We start from the raw sequence: 18,520 nt of genomic DNA, 5'->3' as shown, positions 1-18,520 counted from the left end.
CCGACGACTGTGCCGGCGGTCCCGCTCAGCGGCTCCCCGCCGGGCCGGCCGCAGCCGAGCGGCTGATCCGCCGGGCCGCGAAGCCGGTGCCGCAGACGAACCGCATCAGCGGCCCGAAGGTGTCGGCGGCGGACAGGCCGGTGAAGTACAGCCCCGGGACGGAGCTCTCGAAGCCGGCCGAGAGCCGGGGCGCTCCCCCGTTGCGCCGCTCGATCGCGCCGCGCAGCTCGGGCGACAGGTAGTCGAGCCGCCCGACGTCCACCCGGTAGCCGGTGGCGGCCAGCACATGGTCCGCCTCCAGCTCCGAGGTCGTACCGCCGGTGGCACCACTGACGGTGCCGCGCAGTCCCAGCCGCACCCCGCCGTCGCCGCCGTCCGCCCCGCCGTCACCGCCGGTCCGCTCGGCCGCCAGCAGCTGGTGCCCGGTGAGCACCGGGAAGCGGCCCTCCAGACGCTCGCGCAGCCACCAGCCGCCGGCCGGGCCGAGCACGGTGCGCACCAGCCTGGCCCTGGTCGCGTCCGGCAGGGCGCGGAACGCCCCGGTGGCCCGGCTGAACGCGGTGAACGACCAGCCGGGGCCCAGCGGTGAACCGGGCTTGGCAAGCCGCACCGGCCACGGGCGGTCGGCGGGGTCGTCGAAGTCCGGCGGCTCGCCGAACAGCAGCTTCCCGGTCCGGGCCACCAGGACGGGCTCGGCGCCGGCCTCGTGCAGCAGGGTGGCGCTCTCCAGCGCGGACTGTCCGGCGCCGATCACCGCCACCCGGCGGCCGCCGAACTTCGCCAGATCGGCGTGGTCCACGGTGTGCGAGGCGAGACCCGCCTCGACCAGGGGGCGCAGCACTTCCGGGATCCGCGCGTACGGCGGGAACCCTCCGGCCAGGACCACGGCCCGGGCGGCGAACACCTCCCCGGTGTCCAGCGTCAGCCGGAAGCCGTCCCGCGCGCGTTCGATCCCCACCACCGAGGCGCGCTCCACCTGGGGCACCCGGGCCCGCTGGAACCACTCGCCGTAGCGGACGAACTCGTCCAGCGGTACGGCGTAGCGGTCGCCCGCCGGGGGCAGGCCCGAGGCGGCCCGGAAGTCGGCCAGCCGGTACCGGCCCGCCGGGTCGGAGATCGAGGAGGCCCTCGGCAGGGACTTGAGGAACATCCCGGCCGGCATCCGGGTCCGCCAGCTCTCCATCGGGACGCCGAGCACGCGCGGCGGCAGGCCCCGGCCCGCCAGGTGGGCGGCGACGGCGAGGCCGTACGGGCCTGCGCCGACGACCGCGACGGGGACGGTGTGCGGAGTGGTCATGACGAGCCTCCTCTGGCTCGGACGGGGACGGCTCCGGCGACCCGGCGGATCGCCTGGCCGGTGAAGCGGACGCTCATGGCGGCCACCGGGACGAGGTCGTCGCGGCAGAGCCAGGCCCGCTCGGTGGACCGGCGCGGCCGCAGGTCGGTGGGCGGGTGGCGGTCGCGCCAGAGCGCGACGGCGGCGGAGAGCGCGTCCAGTTGGCCGACGCCGTAGTAGCGGTCCAGCTGGGGTCCGCGCGGGACCGGCCGGCCGGTGAGCGACAGGTGGAGGGCCCGGACGACGTCCACGCCGTCCACCGTCTCGAACAGCCGGAACTGGGCTCCGGCCCGGGGGTTGAAGTCCAGCAGCTTGTACCGGCCGTCGCGCAGGTCCAGCCGCCAGTCCAGGTCGGCGATGCCGCTGTAGCCGATCTGCTGGCAGAGCCCGGCGGCGAGGGCCGCCAGCTCGGGGTTGGAGACCGCGACCGCGCGGGTGGTGAAGCCGCCCGACGGCGGGTAGGAGCGCAGCTTGCGCCCGGTGAACAGGGCCAGCGTCTCGCCGCCCGGGCCGCAGCACAGGTGGGTGATCCAGTGCTCGGTGTGCGCGTCCGGCAGGTACTCCTGGGCGAGCACCGAGAGCGGGCGGTCCGGGGGGCAGTGGCGCAGCAGTTCGGCCTCGTCGCGCACCACCGTGGCGTGGCTGACCACGGGGTGGCTCAGCCGGGTGAAGGGGGCGAGGTTCTTCAGGACCAGCGGGTAGCCGCAGCGTTCGGCGGCGTCGAGCAGCTCGTCCCGGTCGGCGGGCGCGGCGCTGTGCGGCGCCGGGATCCCGTAGCGGAGGCAGTCGGTGTACAGGGCGCCCTTGTCGGCCAGCCGGCGGGGCAGCGCCGCGGGTACCGGTGGCAGCAGGAAGTACGGGGCGAGTTCCGCGGCGTGCTCGGCGAGCAGGACGGCGGCCTCGTCGTCGGTGGGCACGGCCACGCAGCGGCGGCCGGACTCCCGGGCGAGCCGGCGTCCGACGTCCGCGACGGTGGCGACCAGGCGTTCGGTGGGCTCGCGTCCGCTGGTGGGGCGGACGATCGCGCGGGTCAGGTAGCGGGAGAGCGCGGTCGGGGTGAGCCGGTCCTCCACCATCGCGCGCACCTGGACGCCTGCGCGGCCGAGGGAGCGGACGGCGCCGAGCGGTCCGTGCGCGAGCGGGTACCGGCCCACCCTGACCAGCAGGACCGGTGTGCTGCGGTCCAGTGCGGGGCTGGTGCGGTTCACGGTGTCGGCCTTCCTCTGGGGTGCTTCGGTGCAGCAGTGCTTCGGTACATCAGTGCTTCGGTGCCGCGGTGCGGCAGTAGTTCCGATGCTCGGTGCTGCGGCGCTCTCCGGCGTGCTCAGTGCTGCCAGACGCCGACCCAGTCGACGTCCACCTGGGTCCGGTCGACGCCGGCCGGCGGCGACTGGTGGTAGCCGACGGCCAGGTCGAGGATCAGCTCCATCGGCACGGTCGGGATCACGCTCGGGTCGGTGACCTGGAAGACCGGCACGCCGTCGACGTACCAGGTGACCGCGTCGGGTTCCCAGTCGAGTCCGAAGACGTGGTAGCCGCTGGAGAAGTCCACCGGGCCGTGGGAGAAGTGGGCGTCGATGTCGGTGCCGTCGGGGGCCTGGGCATGCAGGTTGAGGTCGGCGTACTGGTCGGTGTTGATGAACTCGGCGATGTCCAGCTCGGGCAGTCCGCCGCGGGTACCGGCGGGGAGCAGCCAGAAGGCCGGGAACATGCCGGCCGCCTGGCCGGTGGTCCTGATCGCGGCGGCGAAGTACCCGTAGGTGAAGGTCTTCCGGGGGGTGCCGTCCCACTGGTCGCGGCCGGTGGAGACCATGCCGGAGGTCCAGGGGTAGGTCTTGCCGTCGCTGCCGGACGTGGCCTTGCGCTCGGCGGTGAGGGTGAGCTTGCCGTCCGCCACCGAGACCTGGCCCGGGAGGTACCACTGGTCCTCCTGGTTGCCGGCGTTGGTGCAGCCGCCGTCGTTCCAGTCGTAGCAGGTCGCCCAGGAGCCGTGGTCGAGTCCGGAGCCGTTGAAGTCGTCGCGGAACACCGAGTGCCACGGGCCGGTCGACGGCGGCTGGTCGGCCCCCACCGGCAGCGGCGTGCCGGAGGCGGGGGCGGCCGGGGCCGACGCCGACGGGGCCGAGGGGTCGAACACGCCGCCGACGCCGGTGCCGTTGCCGCTGCTGCCGCCGCTCCCGGTACTGCCGATGCTGCCGGTGGCCCCGCAGGCGGCGGACAGCGCGAGCACGGTGGCCACCGTGAGCAGCCGCCACCTGACCGGCGGTCGCCCGTCCGGCCGACGCTCCCGGTCCCGGTCCCGGTGCAGCCGGTGCGGACGGTGCAGCCGGTGCAGCCGGTGCAGGGGGTGGCGCGGGAGGCGCGGGAGGCGCCGCGGCAGCAGCGTCAGCACCGTGGTGAGCACCGCGAGCACCAGCACCGCGCGGGCGGCGCCGAAGGAGCCGGTGAAGAACAGCGCCTCCGCGGTCAGCACCGCGAACGCCACGCTCAGCGCGACCACCAGTCCGGCGGCGCTCAGCCGGTCCGGCCCCCGTACCGGCGCGGGGAGCGGGCGGGCCCAGTCCACGGCCGCCGCGCCCGGCCCGGCCAGCAGGAAGGCGGTCACCACGACGGCCCGCAACGGCGCGCCGACCGGGAGCAGCTGGGCCGCGAGGGCGCACCAGCCGCCCAGCGCCGGGAGGACGCGGGAGGGGGTCCACGGTCGGACGGGGGTCATGGCGTACTCCCTCCGGCGGGGGCGGCCGCGCCGCCCCCCGCGTCGGAATCGGTGTACTGGTAGACGACGGCGTCCTGGTTGGCGTAGACGCGCCGCAGCGTGGGCTCGGCCGCCGCAGCGGCCGCCAGGCCCTGGACGGCGGAGGCCGGTAGCAGGCCGGTCAGCTCGCAGTCGAGCACCTGGGCCCTGGTGAGGATGAGGTAGGTGGGGCCGCCGGCCGCGTTGGGGACGGACAGCGCGCCGCGCAGGGCGTCGCCCGGGTCCGCCGCCAGGTGCCGCAGGTCCTCGCCGGCGGAGTCGCCGAGCACCAGCCGGTCGTGGGTGTCGTAGTTCAGTTCGCCGCCCGGCTCGTTGGCGGTCAGCGAGATGATCCGGGAGCCCGCGGGAGTCCCGGCGACGTAGCGCACGGCCGCGACCTCCTGCGGCGTGAAGTAGTTCATCGCCTCCTTGCTGTAGTACCCGAAGAGGGTGCCGGTGAGGAGGCCGAGCAGCAGGACGGCGCAGACGCCGGTCCGCAGCGGGCCGCCGGGGCCGCCGACCGGCCGGGGCGGGGTGCCGGGCGGGAGGACGTCGTCGGCGCGGGTGGCGGCGCGGTGGCCCCAGAGCAGCGCGGCGGCGAGGAAGGCGGCGGCCGGGAGGGCGAACAGGTAGGCCCGGAAGAGCATCTCGCCGTCGTAGGCGTTGGCCAGCAGGACCAGGACCGGCGCCGCGAGCAGCGGCAGCAGGCCGACCCGGCGCACCCACCGGTGGCGCAGGGCGCCCGCCAGGGCCAGCAGGAGGACGCCGGCGGTGAGGCCCCGGTCGGCCCAGGAGGCGAGGATCTGGCCGAAGGGTGCCTCGCCGAGCCGGGCGAGGCCCGCGACCGCGTTGTGGTCCGGGGAGCCGAGGGCGGAGATCAGGCCGGTCAGGTTCGCGGACACGAACGGCCGGGCGACGGTGGCGTCCCAGAGGACGGTGAGGCCGACCACTGCGGCCAGCACCGGCAGGACGGTGCGGCGGTTGCGGCGGCCCAGGGCCAGCAGGAGCAGGCTCGCGGCCAGCATGACCGGGGTGAGCTGGTGGGAGGAGACGATCGCGGCGATCAGGACCAGCAGCAGGGCGAACGGCGCCGCCCGCCAGCCGGCCCGCGCGGACGCGTCGAGGACCGACCCGAGGGCCCGGGCGCCGGCGGGTCCGGCCCGGCCGGCAGCACTCGCCGTTCCGGCAGCGCTCACGGGTCCGGCTGCCGCCGCCCCGGCGAGGCGCCGCCGCGCCGCCAGCCGGTTCACCACCAGGGCGATCACGGTCAGGTGGAGCAGGTAGGCGAGGGCCTGCGGGGAGAAGTAGTCCTGGCCCACCCAGGCGGTCGCGTAGTAGAGCCAGATCCCGCCCCAGATCAGCCTGCGGTCGGTGGTGAAGCTCCGGTAGAGCAGCAGCAGCGGGCCGAGCAGCAGGACGTTGGTGATCACGGGGTACCAGGAGGCGTACCCGAGCACGGAGTCCAGGCCGGTGGCGCGCAGGACCAGCGCGTGGAACTCGAAGAAGCCCGGCCACTGGTTGTAGACGTCCAGCTTGCCCGCGCCCGGCACCGCCCCGCCGTGGCGCAGCATGGTGTCGATGATCGCGACGTGCTTCCAGGCCCACGCGTAGCGCAGGGTCGGGTAGAGCAGGCTCGGCGTCGCGTGGATCACCAGGATCAGGGCCAGCACGTAGGCGCCCGCCCACCGGTGGCGGACCACCGGGGCGCGCAGGACGGCCACGAAGCCGACGGTGAGCAGGACGGGGGCGGCGTACCAGAGCGGGGGCAGGGCCTGCAGCAGGCCGAGGTCGCCCATCCGGGAGAGCCGGACGCCGGGCAGGGCGGCCAGCCAGAGGGCGGTCGCGACCGGCAGCGCGCAGAGGGCCACCCAGCCGGACGGGCTGGTCGGGGCCGCCGCGGCGAGGGCCGCGCGCAGTCCGGCCGTCCGCCGGGCGGGGTCGGGGTGGACGGGGGTTCGGGGGGCCGGTGTCCGCGGGTCGGGTCGGACGTCTTCACGTTCCGGGGCGTCGGTCACGGCGATCACTCCTGACCGGGGCTCTTCGGTGGTCCGCCGACGGGGCGGCCGAGGGCCGCGCGCACCCGGCGGTAGCCGCGCCACGCCTTGGTGGCGGCGCTCTCGCGGTGGGGCGCGGTCGGGGCTCCCCGGAGGCCGGTCCAGTCGTCGAAGAGCTGGGGCGGGGTGTCGGCCCGCACCATCAGCCGGGCGATCCGCAGCGGGTCGTCGGCCGGGGAGCTGAAGGCGTTCCCGACCGCCGCGGCGGAGGTGTAGCCGGCCTGGGCGACCTTGCGGCGGACCTCCGCGCCCGAGTAGCCGTGCGGGTAGGCGAAGGAGGTGACCTCGTGGCCGAGGACGTCCTCCAGCAGGTGCTTGCAGCCGACGACCTCGTCGGTGAGGCGGCGGCCGTGGACCGTGTCCATCGGGACGTGGGTCCGGGAGTGGGCCCCGATCTCGACGCCGAGCGCGTCGAGGTTGCCGAGCTGGCGCCAGTTCAGCATCGGCGCCGGGGGGAGCAGGCTGCCGCTGCCCCGGCCGCCGGGCGGGTGGAGGGCGCCGGTGGTGACGTACAGGGTGGCGGGCAGTCCCTGGTCGGAGAGGATCGGGGCGACCGTCCAGTAGAAGTCGGCGTAGCCGTCGTCGAAGGTCAGGACGGCCACTCCGGGCGGCAGCGCCGGTCCGCCGCGCAGGGCGGTGACCAGTCGGCGCAGCGGCACCACCCGCAGGCCGCTGTCCCTGATGCGGTCCAGCTGGGACCGGAACCCGGCGGGTGTGACGGTGTACGGCGCGAGCCAGGACGGCGGGTCGTCGGACACCGCGTGGTAGAGGAAGACCGGGACGGCGTTCACGGGGTGCCCCCGGGGAGGTCGGGCGCGGCGGCGGGACCGGAAGTGGTGCCGGCGGCGCCGGGGCGGCGGGGCGCGGACCGCGGGGCCCGGGCGGTCCGGGCGGCCCGGGCGCGGAGCGCCGCGGTGAGGTAACCGCCGGCGGTCAGGGCGACGCCCGCGCAGAGCGCGGCCGCCGTGGCGGGACGCCGCCGCCGCAGGTTGCGCAGCAGCGCGGCGGGCACGGTGTGCCGCAGGTAGGCCCGCTCGCTCGCCAGGCCGGCGGCGGCGCCGTCGTACCGGACGACGGCCGCCTTGGAGCATCCCTCCGCCCAGCAGCGGGCGGCGAAGTAGCCGAAGGTGGTGCGGGCCGCCGGCACCCGGTGGTGGACGGCCGCGGCCGGCTCGTACCGCAGGACGGCGCCGGGGTGCCGGGCGGACAGCCGGATGCAGAGGTCGGTCTCCTCGCAGCCGAGCGGGCGGCGGCCGACCCGGCCGAGGTCGGTCCGGAAGCCGCCGGCGGCCAGTGCCTCGGCCCGCCGGAAGGACATGTTGGCGCCGATGAAGTTGCGGACCGGGGCCGACCGGACCGGCAGCCCCCGGTAGGAGCAGCCGACCACCCAGTCGAACTCGGGCGGGAACCAGTCGGGGCGGCCGGTCCGCCACCACGGCCGGACGAGGCCGCCGACGCCGAGCACGTCCGGGTCCCGGTAGCCCGCGAGCAGGTGCCCGGTCCAGTCGGGGTCGGCGGCGGCGTCGTCGTCGAGGAAGGCGACCAGGGTGCCCCGGGCCTCGGCCAGGGCGGTGTTGCGGGCGCCGGAAAGGCCGCGCCGCTGCCGGTTGGCGAGGATCCGCAGGCCGGTCAGGTGCTCCCGGGCGAGGCGGAGGAGTTCGGGGCAGTGGTCGACGACCAGCAGCAGTTCCCCGGGCGGGCGGCGCTGGGCGTGGACCGACGCGACGGCGGCGCTCAGGTCGTCCCAGCGCTCGACGGTGTAGGCGCAGATCACCACCGTGAGGTCCGGTGCGGGGCCGTCGGGGGCGCCGCGGTCGGGGGCACCGCCGTCGGGGGCGCGGGTCCCCTGCCGCGGGTGGATCCGGTCCGGGGTCATGCCGGTTCGCCTCCGTCCGTCAGTTCCGTGCCGGTCCGGTTCGTGCCGGTCCGGTCCGGGTCGGTCGCTTCCGTGCTGGTCCGGTCCGTCGTGCGCAGCCAGCCGCGCAGCACCAGCAGCAGGCCCGCCGCCAGCACGTACTCGGCGATCAGCCAGGCGACGCCGACGCCGGTCAGTCCGTAGCGGGGCAGCAGGACGGCGACCAGCGTGATGACCATCGCGCTGGAGGCGACCCTGACCCCGATCATCCAGGGCAGCGCCCGGCGGACCCGGGCCATCTGGATGACCACGTTGATCACCGCGACGGGAAGGGCGCACAGCGCCATCAGGCGCAGCACCGTCGTCCCGTGCTCGGCGTAGGCGGGGCCGAAGACGCCGAGGATCAGGGGCGCGCCGGCCACGATCACCAGAACGGCCCCGGCCAGCAGCAGCCCGGTGTGGCGCAGCATCCGGCGGGCGTACTCGGCGAGCCGGTGCGGATCGCGGGCGCCCTCGACCACCAGCGAGTGGCCCATGCTGAACGTCGCCACGAACAGGGTCTCGGCGATGACGAACGCCAGCGAGTAGTAGGCGCTGCCCTCCGGTCCGAGCTGGGCCAGCACCATCAGCGGGACGACGCTGTAGCTCGCGAAGCTGAAGAGGTTGCCGAGGTAGTCGGCGCCGGCCCAGCGCAGCACCCGCTGCGGGGGTTCGGCGTCGGCGGGCCCGGCCGCCTGGTGGGCGGGCACCGCCCGGCGGAACAGGACGACGTTGGCCAGCCCGATCGAGATCAGCATCGCGGCCGCCCAGGCGAGCATGATGCCGCTGCTGACGGCCAGCACGGCGCAGGCGGCGAGCAGCACGGCCTTGGTGACGGCGAAGACGGCGTTCTCGCCGAGCACCCAGCCGGTCCGGCGGGTGCCGGTGAGCGCGCCGTCCTGGAGGACGAAGACCGAGTAGCCGGCGGTGGCGGCGACGAACGCGACGGCGAGCACCGGTCCGCGCAGGAAGACCAGGTCGGGGGCGACCACCGGCACGAGGAGCAGGAATCCGACCGCGACTGCGGCGCTGAAGCCGATGCTGATCACGTAGCACCGCAGCACCAGGCTCCGGGTGTGGCGACCGGCGGCGGGCACGAAGCGGACCAGGGCGTCCCCCAGGTTGAGGCTGCCGAGGGTGGAGAGGAACATCGCGGCCGACAGCGCCGCGTAGCTGCGGCCGACCGTCTCGACCGCGTAGTAGCGGGTGGCGAGCAGCCAGAAGAATCCGCCGAGCCCGGCCGCGACGATCGAACTCGCGGCCAGGACGTGCCCGTTGCGCATCAGCGCGTCGGAGCGCGGCCGGTTGTCCGCCGGCTGCCCGTGCGCCGTCCGTGCGTCCGCCGGCTGGCGGGCGGTGCGGGCACGGGCCGGGAGGCCGCCGGGGAGGGCCGCGCGGACGGACCGGATCCGGGCCCGCAGCAGGGCGCGGAAGCTGCAGTCGCAGGGCATGGCGACCGGGCACGGGCAGGTCGCGGCCATCGGCCGGCGGCGGCGGCGCGGCCGGGGGCGGGGGTGTTCGAGGAGGGAGGCCATCACGGCCTCGGCGCGGTGTCGGCCCGGCGCTGGCACCGGACGCTGCGCAGGTAGCAGAGCGGCCCGTAGAGCAGGCCGAGCAGTTCGAGCCGGCCGAGGTGCGCCATCAGCGGGTCGCGGCGGCCTCCGGCGGGGGTGCCCCGGCGCAGGGTCTGCCGGACCCCGCGCGGCACCCGGGCGAGCAGGGCGGCCAGCAGTTCCGGCTGGTGGCGGACGGCGGCGGTCAGGTAGGCGCCGAAGCCGACGCCGAAGCCGAAGACCTGGGTGCTCAGCGACTCCATCGACCGGCGGTGCGGGTGCCAGACCAGCGCGTCGGGCCGGTAGACGACGGTGTGCCCGGCGATCAGGATCCGGAGGAAGGCGAGCAGGTCCTCGCCGCCGCGGGCGGGGGTGCCGGTGCTGGTCGCCGGGTCGAAGCCGCCGATCGCCCGCAGCAGGTCGGTGCGGAAGGCCATGTTGGCGCCGGTGCCCAGCCGCCCGGTGGCGAAGGGGAAGAGCGGGTCCTCGGACGGGTCGCGCAGCGACCAGCTGCGGGCGGTGAAGCCCTTGGCGTAGCCGCAGTAGTGCTCCAGCGCGAGCTGGGCGCGGGTGTCGAGTTCGGCGGGCAGGACCAGGCCGGTGACGCAGCCGGCCCTCGGGTCGGTGCGGAAGCCGTCGACCAGCGCGGCGGCCCAGTCCGGGTCGATCAGCAGGTCGTCGTCGGCGAAGGCGCAGATCTCGCCCCGGGCGACCGCGAGGCCCCGGTTGCGGGCCCGGGCGAGGCCGGGGACCGGCTCGTAGAGGTAGCGGACCCGGTCGGGGTAGCGCTGTCGGCAGAGGGTCTCGGTGGCCCGGTCGGAGGGGGCGTTGTCGACCACGACCACCTCGGTGTGCCGGTAGCTGCCGGCCAGGAGGGCGTCCAGGGAGCGCGGCAGCAGGTCGGTGCGGTCGTGGGTGCAGACGACGACGGTCAGCGGCGGGCCGTCGGCCGGGGCGGGTGCCGGCGGTCCGGGGCGGTGGTCAGGGTCGAGTTCGCGGGCGGCCGCGTCGACCAGTGCACGGTAGGGCCCGGCCGCCGTACCGGGCGCGCCGTCGGCGGCCGGTTCCCCGGTGACCAGGCCGAGCGGGCGGCCGTGCTGGCGGACCAGGGCCAGCACCCGGCCCGCCGGGGTGAACACCGCGCCCCGGCCGGGGCGGCGCAGGACTTCGGGGTGCTCCAGGTCGAGTTCGGCGACCGTGACGGGGCCGGACGGCAGGACGGATCGCGCGGACGCGGAGCCGGGGGCGGCGGGGGCGGTCCGGGCAGCGGCGGGGGTGCTCGGGGTGCTCATGAGGATCGGCCTCCGGTCCTGGTGCGGCGTTGCTGCCGGACGGTGCGCAGGTAGCAGTACGGGCCGCGGGCCAGGCCGCGGCGCTCCGTCCGCCGCAGCTCCCGCAGCACCTCGTCGGCCACCCCGTCGCGGGGCCGCGCCTCGGGCCGGTGGGTGCGGTGCCAGCGCCAGAGGCCGTAGGGCAGCAGCCGGACGATCCCGGCGAGCAGGCGCGGCTGGTGGGCGACGGCGGCCGTCAGGTAGGCGGTGAAGCCGACCCCGAAGCCGTCGACCTGGTGGGCGAGTTCCGCCATGGTCCGCCGGTGGCGGTGCCAGATCAGCGCGTCGGGCTGGTAGCTGACGGTGTGCCCGGCGGTCAGCACCTGGAGGAAGGCGAGCAGGTCCTCGCCGCCGCGGGAGGGGGTGCCGGTCCCGGTGGCCGGGTCGAAGCCGCCCATCGCCCGCAGCACGTCGGTGCGGAACGCCATGTTGGCGCCCATCCCGAACCGGCCGGTGGAGAACCGGTCCAGCGGGTCCGCCAGACCGTCGCGCAGCGACCAGCTGCGGGTGGCGAAGCCCCGGTTGGGCCCGCTGTACTGCTCCACGACGAACTGTGCCTCGGTGTCGAGTTCGGCGGGCAGCACCAGTCCGGTGACGCAGCCGATGCGGTCGTCGGAGGCGAAGGTGTCCGCCAGGGCGTCCACCCAGCCGGTGTCGGCGACGGTGTCGTCGTCGGTGAAGGCGCAGATCTCGCCCCCGGCGACCGACAGGCCCCGGTTGCGCGCCCGGGAGAGGCCCGGCAGGGGCTCCTTCACGTAGCGGACCCGGTCGCCGTAGCGCGAGCGGACGAGGTCCTCGGTGGCGGTGGTGGCCGGGGCGTTGTCCACCACGATCACCTCGTCGCCGGGGCGTCGGGCGGCCAGTACGGAGTCCAGGCAGCCGGGCAGCAGTGCCTCCCGGTCCCGGGTGCAGACGATCACGCTGACCGTGACCGGGCCCGCGGGCACCCGGGCGCGCGCGACCCGACTCGGGCGCGCCGCGGGTGTCGCGGTGGACAGGGCGGGAACGCGGAGTTCCCGGTGGGCGGCGTCGACCAGCGCCCGGCACAGCGCGGCGGTGCCGCCGGCTGTTCCGGTGGCCGTGACCAGGCCGAGCGGGTGCCCGTGCAGCCGGACCAACGCCAACACGCGGCCGACCGGGTCGTCGGCCCCGGAACCGCCGGGCGAGCGCAGCCCGCTCGGCTCGTCCAGGTCCAGGTCGACGACCCGGATGGGGGTGTAGAGCGAGTCGCGGACGGCGGGACGCGGGCAGGCTGCATCGGTGCGCCGGTCGGAGCCCTTCATCGTTGCTCCTCCGCGGGGGCGGTCGCCGAGGACCGGGCGCCGGGACGCTCGGTGATCAGGGTCCTCAGCACCCGGCGGCCGTCGGCGACGGCGTGCAGGTGGGAGCGACCGCTGCGGCGGGGGAGTTCCAGGCTCGGCACCTCGGCGATCCGCAGTCCCGAGCGCAGCGCGTGGGCGATCATCTCGGCCTCGATCTCGAAGCCGGTGGACCGCAGGTCGAGCGCGTCCAGGAAGGAGCGGCGGAAGGCGCAGTAGCCGTAGCACAGGTCGGTGAGGCGCGCGTCGTACAGGCGGTTGGCGACGGTGAGCAGGGCGCGGTTGCCCAGCGAGCGGACCCTGGTGAGGTCCAGTGAGCCGCCGCCGCCGATGCAGCGCGAGCCTTTGACGAAGTCGTAGCCGTGGTCGAGGAAGTGCAGGAAGTGCGGGATCTCGCCCGGCCACATGGAGCCGTCGGCGTCGATCATGACGATGTACTCGCCGGTGGCGGCGGCGAAGCCGGTGCGCAGGGCGTTGCCCTTGCCCGGTCCCCGCTGGGCGACGCTGCGCACGGTGGGCAGGCAGTGCCTGGCCATCGGGACGGTCGCGTCGCTGGAGGAGCCGTCGACCAGGATGACCTCGTCGACGCAGTGCGGGATCTGCTCGAAGACCCAGGGGATGTTGCGGGCCTCGTTGCGGGCGGGGACGACCAGGCTGACGGAGCGACGGGTGACGACGACGTCCCCGGCCCGGCGCATCGGCCGGGGGTGGGCGGGGTCGGGCCCGGTGTCGCGGTCGGTGGCCCGTCGCAACGGGTGACTGTCGCGGCCGTCATGGCTGTCCTGGCCGTCGTGGTTGCCGGGACCGTCAGGGCTGTCCTGGCCGTCGTGGCTGTCGGGTCGGGCGCTCGGGGGCGCGGTGGTGCTCATCGAAAGCCGGCCTCTCGGCGAAGAGGTGGTGGGCGGGGCACCGGACGGACCGTTGGACGGCGGGAGCGGCGCGGCCCCTGGCTGTGACGGGCGGCGCCCGGCGCGGAGGCGCGGCGCGGCCCGGTGGGACGGGGCGGGCCCGGTGAAGACGGATACGCAGGGCTCGGACCCCGGGAGAAAGCCCCGAGGGGGCTGGTCGACGGACCGTGGGACGTCGGGCGACCGCCGGGAACCGGGCGGCCGAAAGGGGTGCGCACCGCTGGTCCCGGGCGCCGGGAAAGCGCCGGTCCGTCGTACTGGCGGGGATCCCGCACCAGCGGTGCGGGTACTGCCAGGACCTCATCGTGCGCTCGGTCGCCTCACCGCGTCAAGGGTGATTTGTCCGTTTTTTGTACTAATCTCCGTGTGTCACCGCGTGCCCCCGGACGGCGACCGGGCGGCCCTGCGGCTCCTCGGCGATCCGCCGGGCGATCTCGGACGGCCGCACCGGCCGCCCGAAGTGCCAGCCCTGCGCCCAGTCGCAGCCGATGACGCGCAGTCGCTCGGCGTCCCGGCGGGTCTCCACGCCCTCGGCGGTGACGGTCAGCCCGAGGGCGTGCGCCATCGACACCAGACCGCTGACGATCCGCCAGCCGGTCTCCTCGTCCTTGGCCGGGTCGTGCAGGTCGCCGACGAAGGAACCGGCGATCTTCAGCCCCGAGACCGGCAGGTCGCGCAGGTACGCGAGGTTGGACCAGCCGGTGCCGAAGTCGTCGACGGCGAGCGAGACTCCCTGCTCGACCAGGCCGTGCAGGGTGCGCAGCGCCTCGTCCTCCGGACCGACCACGGTGGACTCGGTGATCTCCAGCTGGAGCCGGGCCGGGTCCAGGCCGGTGCTGTCGAGGATCCGGTTGAGGTCGCCGACCAGGGCGGCGCTGCGGGCCTGGCGGACCGCCAGATTGACGTTGAGCTGCGGCGCGGCGTCACCGAACCGCCGGATCCAGTCGGCGGCCTGACCGCAGGCCTGCTCCAGCACCCAGCGGCCGAGCGGCATGATCAGCCCGGTCTCCTCGGCGGTGGTCACGAACTCGTCCGGGCCGAGCACCCCGAGCTGCGGGTGGCGCCAGCGCACCAGCGCCTCGACGGCGGCGAGCCGGCCGTCGGCCAGCGCGTACAGCGGCTGGTAGTCGATGAAGAACTCGCCCCGGTCCAGCGCGGCGGGCATCCGCACCGACACGGCGTAGCGGGAGACGGCGCGGGCGTTCTCCTTGGGGTCGAAGAGCGTCCAGCGGCCCCGGCCGGCCTCCTTGGCCCGGTAGAGCGTCAGGTCCGCGGCCCGGACGGCGGCGCCGGGGGTGGTGGTGGAGACCCGGCGCTCCAGCACGCCGACACTGGCGCCGACGGCGAGCTTGTGGTCACCGATCAGCACCGGTCCGGCCAGCGCCTTGAGCACGGTCTTCGCGGCGGCGACGGCCTCCTGCTCGCCGCGGCTGTTCTCCAGCAGGACGACGAACTCGTCCCCGCCGAGCCGGGCCACCAGGTGGCCGAGCGGGTTGAGCGCGGCCTTCAGCCGGGCCGCGACGGCGGCCAGCAGCTGGTCGCCGGTGTCGTGGCCGAGGCTGTCGTTGACCACCTTGAAGCCGTCGAGGTCGACGTAGCAGAGCCCGAACCGGGCGCCCGGGTCCGGGTCCTCGAAGAGCTTCTCCAGCCGTTCGAAGAACGCGGCCCGGTTGGGCAGCCCGGTGAGCGGGTCGTGGGTGGCCTGGTGGCGCAGCCGCTCCTGGAGCCGGTAGCGGTCGGTGACGTCCTCCAGCATCGCGACCTGGTACTGCGGGGTGCCGTCGTCGTCGCGGATCAGCGAGACCGTCAGGTGGGTCCAGACCACCTCGCCGTCCTGCCGGTAGTACGGCTTGTCGAACTGGAAGTACTCGCGCTTGCCGCTGACCAGTTCCTCGTAGACGTCCCAGACGCCGTCGGCGTCCTCGGGGTGGACGAGGTCGCCGACCCGGCGGCCGATCATGTCCTCCGGGCCGGCCCCGAACAGCTCCTGGAGGGCCTTGTTGACGGCCAGGATGTTGCCGTCGGTGTCGCCGATGCCGATGCCGATCGCGGCGCTCTCGAACAGCGCCCGGAAGCGTGCCTCGGACGCCCGCAGTGCCTTCTCGGCCTCCTTGCGGGCGATGTCGGCGGCGGTGCGGATGGCCTCCTGCTCGCGCAGGGTGCGCTCGCGCAGGGCGGCCGCCCAGCCGGCCGCGAACGCCCCGCACAGCGCCGGCCCCCGGCCGTCGGCGGCCGGCTGCCGCTGGAGCAGCTCCACCGCGCGGGCCAGCACGATCGGGTCGGTGAACTGGGCCTCGACGAGCTGCGCACCGGCCTCGGCGGCCAGGTGCGGCTCGAAGGGCTCGTCCTGTTGGGCGCGGCGGAGCAGCCCGGCCGTCCCGGACACCAGCCGGTCGAGCAGGCCGGGGTGGACCGCCGTGCCGTGGTCACCGGAGAGCAGCCGCGCCCAGTCCTCGTGGAACCGTTCGGCGCCGCTGCTCGGTTCCGGTGCTCGGGTCACGGGCGGAACCCCACCCCGGCCACCCCGGTCATCCGCTCGGGGTGCTCGCCGACGGTCTCCGGCTGGTCCGGGTGCCACTGCGGCAGGTAGACGACGCCGGGCTCGACGATGTCGAAGCCGGCGAACATCCCGGTGATCTGCTCGACGGTGCGCATCGTCAGCGGGGTGGGCGTCATCCGGTAGAGCCGCTGGTGGTCCTCGGCCTGGTCGGGCCGGCCCTCCAGGGAGGCGTGCGAGAGCACCAGGGCGCTGCCCGGCGGGAGGGCGTCGCGGATGACCGCGATCAGCTTCCACGGGTCGTCCGCGTCCTGGACGAAGTGCATGACGGCGACCAGCAGGACGGCCACCGGCTCGCCGGCCGCGAGCAGCGCGGTCACCTCGGGGCGGGACATCAGGTCGTCGACGTCCCGGACGTCGGCCTGGACGACGAGGCTGCCCGGGTCGTCCTCCAGCAGCAGCCGGCTGTGGGCGACGGCGACCGGGTCGCGGTCGATGTAGACGACCTGGGACTCCGGCCGGATGGCGCGGGCGATCTCGTGCACGGCGCCGAAGGTCGGGATGCCGGAGCCGATGTCCAGGAAGCGGCTGATGCCGCGTTCGGCGGTGAACTGGACGGCGCGGCGGAGGAAGGCCCGGTTGGAGCGCATGATCTGCGGCAGTTCCGGCCAGAGGGCGATCGCCTTGCGGGCCATCTCCCGGTCCACCTCGAAGTTGTGCGAGCCTCCGAGGTAGTAGTCGTAGACCCGGGCGGCGTTCGGTTTGTCCAGGTCCGTGCCTTCCGGTACCCAGTTCGGTCGCCGCATTCTCGGGACTCCTTCGTTCCGGTTCCGGTGAATCAGTCGCCTGCCGTGGTGGCTGGGACTGATGAGACTACAAGCACACAAGATCCTCCCCTGCACGTCGAACGGGTGCAAGCGGAGTGACGCGGTCCTTTTGACCGCCTCGGCCGGTTCCGCGGGCGGCAACGGGCCGGTTCCGCAGGCTGCCCCGGGACGGATCCGCGGGGGCCCCGGGACGGATCTGCGGGTGGCGCCGGGAGCGCCGAGAATGGACCCGATGGCCGGACGCATCGAGGACTACGCCCTGATCGGCGACCTGCAGACCGCTGCCCTGGTCGGCCGGGACGGCGCCGTCGACTGGCTCTGCCTGCCCCGGTTCGACTCCCCCAGCTGCTTCACCGCCCTGCTCGGCGACCGGCGGCAGGGCGCCTGGCGGCTCGCCCCCGCCGGCGCCCGCGAGTGCGCCACCCGCCGCTACCGGCCGGACAGCCTCGTCCTCGACAGCGAGTGGCACACCCCCGAGGGCCGGGTCCGGATCACCGACTTCATGCCGCAGCGCGGCGCGGACGGACGGCGCCCGCCCCGGCTGGTCCGGATCGTCGAGGGGCTGGAGGGCGCCGTCCCGGTCCGCGGCGAACTGCGGCTGCGGTTCAACTACGGGCGGATCGACCCGTGGGTGCGCCGCACCGGGCACCACCGGGTCGCCGTCGCCGGGCCCGACTCCGCCTGGCTGCGCGTCCCGCCCGGGGTGCACACCTACGGCGCCGACGGCACCACCGTCTCCGAGGTCACCGTTACCCCGGGCGTCCGCGTCCCCTTCGTCCTCACCTGGCAGCCCTCCCACCTGCGCGCCGCCCCGAGCACCGACCCCGACACCGAACTGGCCGCCACCGTCGACACCTGGCGGCACTGGGCGGCCGGCTGCCGCTACGACGGCGAGTGGCGGGCCGCCGTACTCCGCTCGCTGATCACCCTCAAAGCGCTCGCCTACGCGCCCACCGGCGGAATCGTAGCCGCCCCCACCGCCTCGCTGCCCGAGCACATCGGCGGCCCGCGCAACTGGGACTACCGGTTCTGCTGGCTGCGCGACTCCTCGATGACGCTCTCCGCGCTGCTGCGCGGCGGCTTCCGCGAGGAGGCCGCCGCCTGGCGCCAGTGGCTGCTGCGCGCCATCGCCGGCGACCCCCGCGACCTCCAGGCCCTCTACGGGGTGGCCGGCGAGCGCGTCGTCACCGAGACCGAGGCCGACTGGCTGCCCGGCTACCTCGGCTCGCGCCCGGTCCGGTTCGGCAACGCCGCCGTCGGCCAGCTCCAGCTCGACGTCCACGGCGAGGTCGTCGACACCCTGCACCTGGCGCTGCTGGCCGGCATCCCCATGGAACGGCACGTCTGGACGCTGCTGCGCGCGCTGATGGACCACCTCGAACAGCACTGGCGCGAACCCGACGAGGGCCTGTGGGAGGTGCGCGGCCGGCGGCGGCACTTCGTCCACTCCAAGGTGATGTGCTGGGTCGCCGCCGACCGGGCGGTGCGGCTCGCCGAGGCCACCGGACTGCCCGCGCCGCTCGACCGCTGGCGGGCCATGCGGGACGCCGTGCACGCCGACGTCTGCGCCCACGGCTACGACCGGCGCCGGGGCGTGTTCGTCCAGCACTACGGCGGGCACGGACTGGACGCGGCCGCCCTGTTCGTGGTCAAGAGCGGCTTCCTGCCGCCCGACGACCCGCGGGTGGTGCGCACCGTCGACGCCGTGCGGGACGGCCTCGACGACGGCGGGCTGGTCCGCCGCTACCGCCCGGCGCCCGGCACCGACGGACTGCCCGGCGGCGAGGGCGCGTTCCTCGCCTGCTCGTTCTGGCTCGCCGACGCGCTCGCCGCGACCGGGCGGCGGGGCGAGGCGCGCGAACTGTTCGCCCGGGTGGTCGGCCTGGCCAACGACCTGGGCCTGCTCTCGGAGCAGTGGGACCCGCGCGCCCGGCGCCAACTCGGCAACACCCCGCAGGCGTTCAGCCACGTGGCGCTGGTCAACACCGCCTTCGCCCTGGCCGAACCCGGAGGGTAGCCGTGCCGGGCGGCCCGAGGGCCCGGCGCCCTGCCGGAGCGGGTCCGGCG

Annotated in this window: 13 protein-coding genes; 1 reads left to right on the top strand and 12 read right to left on the bottom strand. The window is 75.5% G+C overall.

The window, feature by feature from the left end:
- Window positions 1-25: 25 nt before the first annotated feature.
- The 12 genes from OG715_RS34220 to OG715_RS34165 all read right to left on the bottom strand — a co-directional run bounded on the left by OG715_RS34220 (window position 26) and on the right by OG715_RS34165 (window position 16,432).
- Complete coding sequence (locus tag OG715_RS34220) at window positions 26-1,297, bottom strand: NAD(P)-binding domain-containing protein (RefSeq protein ID WP_266273393.1); 1,272 nt, start codon at window positions 1,295-1,297, stop codon at window positions 26-28.
- Window positions 1,294-2,544 (bottom strand): carboxylate--amine ligase, encoded by a 1,251-nt coding sequence (locus OG715_RS34215; RefSeq protein ID WP_266273394.1) that lies wholly within the window; start codon window positions 2,542-2,544, stop codon window positions 1,294-1,296. Before OG715_RS34215 ends, OG715_RS34220 begins: the two co-directional genes overlap by 4 nt.
- Before the next feature lie 116 nt (window positions 2,545-2,660).
- Entirely contained in the window at window positions 2,661-4,052 is a 1,392-nt protein-coding gene (locus tag OG715_RS34210; RefSeq protein ID WP_266273395.1) for a glycoside hydrolase family 16 protein, read from the bottom strand.
- Window positions 4,049-6,085, bottom strand: coding sequence for a glycosyltransferase (locus tag OG715_RS34205; protein ID WP_266273396.1), 2,037 nt, complete (start codon window positions 6,083-6,085; stop codon window positions 4,049-4,051). Before OG715_RS34205 ends, OG715_RS34210 begins: the two co-directional genes overlap by 4 nt.
- Window positions 6,086-6,090: 5 nt before the next feature.
- Window positions 6,091-6,915, bottom strand: a complete 825-nt coding sequence (locus tag OG715_RS34200; protein WP_266273397.1) for a polysaccharide deacetylase family protein — start codon at window positions 6,913-6,915, stop codon at window positions 6,091-6,093.
- Window positions 6,912-8,000, bottom strand: coding sequence for a glycosyltransferase family 2 protein (locus OG715_RS34195; protein WP_266273398.1), 1,089 nt, complete (start codon window positions 7,998-8,000; stop codon window positions 6,912-6,914). Before OG715_RS34195 ends, OG715_RS34200 begins: the two co-directional genes overlap by 4 nt.
- Window positions 7,997-9,553: a lipopolysaccharide biosynthesis protein gene (locus OG715_RS34190; protein WP_266273399.1), complete on the bottom strand. Its 1,557-nt coding sequence runs from the start codon at window positions 9,551-9,553 to the stop codon at window positions 7,997-7,999. The genes OG715_RS34195 and OG715_RS34190 overlap by 4 nt, the downstream gene beginning before the upstream one ends.
- A complete protein-coding gene (locus tag OG715_RS34185; RefSeq protein ID WP_266273400.1) occupies window positions 9,553-10,863 on the bottom strand; it encodes a glycosyltransferase family 2 protein in 1,311 nt (436 codons plus the stop codon). The genes OG715_RS34190 and OG715_RS34185 overlap by 1 nt, the downstream gene beginning before the upstream one ends.
- On the bottom strand, window positions 10,860-12,185 hold the full coding sequence (locus tag OG715_RS34180) for a glycosyltransferase (protein ID WP_266273401.1): 1,326 nt from the start codon (window positions 12,183-12,185) through the stop codon (window positions 10,860-10,862). The genes OG715_RS34185 and OG715_RS34180 overlap by 4 nt, the downstream gene beginning before the upstream one ends.
- Window positions 12,182-13,090 (bottom strand): glycosyltransferase family 2 protein, encoded by a 909-nt coding sequence (locus OG715_RS34175; RefSeq protein ID WP_266273402.1) that lies wholly within the window; start codon window positions 13,088-13,090, stop codon window positions 12,182-12,184. The genes OG715_RS34180 and OG715_RS34175 overlap by 4 nt, the downstream gene beginning before the upstream one ends.
- Before the next feature lie 394 nt (window positions 13,091-13,484).
- Entirely contained in the window at window positions 13,485-15,629 is a 2,145-nt protein-coding gene (locus OG715_RS34170) for a putative bifunctional diguanylate cyclase/phosphodiesterase (RefSeq protein ID WP_266273403.1), read from the bottom strand.
- Window positions 15,626-16,432, bottom strand: a complete 807-nt coding sequence (locus tag OG715_RS34165) for an SAM-dependent methyltransferase (protein WP_266273404.1) — start codon at window positions 16,430-16,432, stop codon at window positions 15,626-15,628. Before OG715_RS34165 ends, OG715_RS34170 begins: the two co-directional genes overlap by 4 nt.
- A 253-nt stretch (window positions 16,433-16,685) precedes the next feature.
- Between OG715_RS34165 and OG715_RS34160 the strand changes: the two genes are divergently transcribed.
- Window positions 16,686-18,470 (top strand): glycoside hydrolase family 15 protein, encoded by a 1,785-nt coding sequence (locus OG715_RS34160; RefSeq protein ID WP_266273405.1) that lies wholly within the window; start codon window positions 16,686-16,688, stop codon window positions 18,468-18,470.
- Window positions 18,471-18,520: the final 50 nt, after the last annotated feature.

This window comes from Kitasatospora purpeofusca, from assembly GCF_036010405.1.
Classification (GTDB): Bacteria; Actinomycetota; Actinomycetes; order Streptomycetales; family Streptomycetaceae; genus Kitasatospora; species Kitasatospora purpeofusca.
Note: the sequence above shows the minus strand (reverse complement) of the source record. Positions and strands in the feature narration are given on the sequence as shown.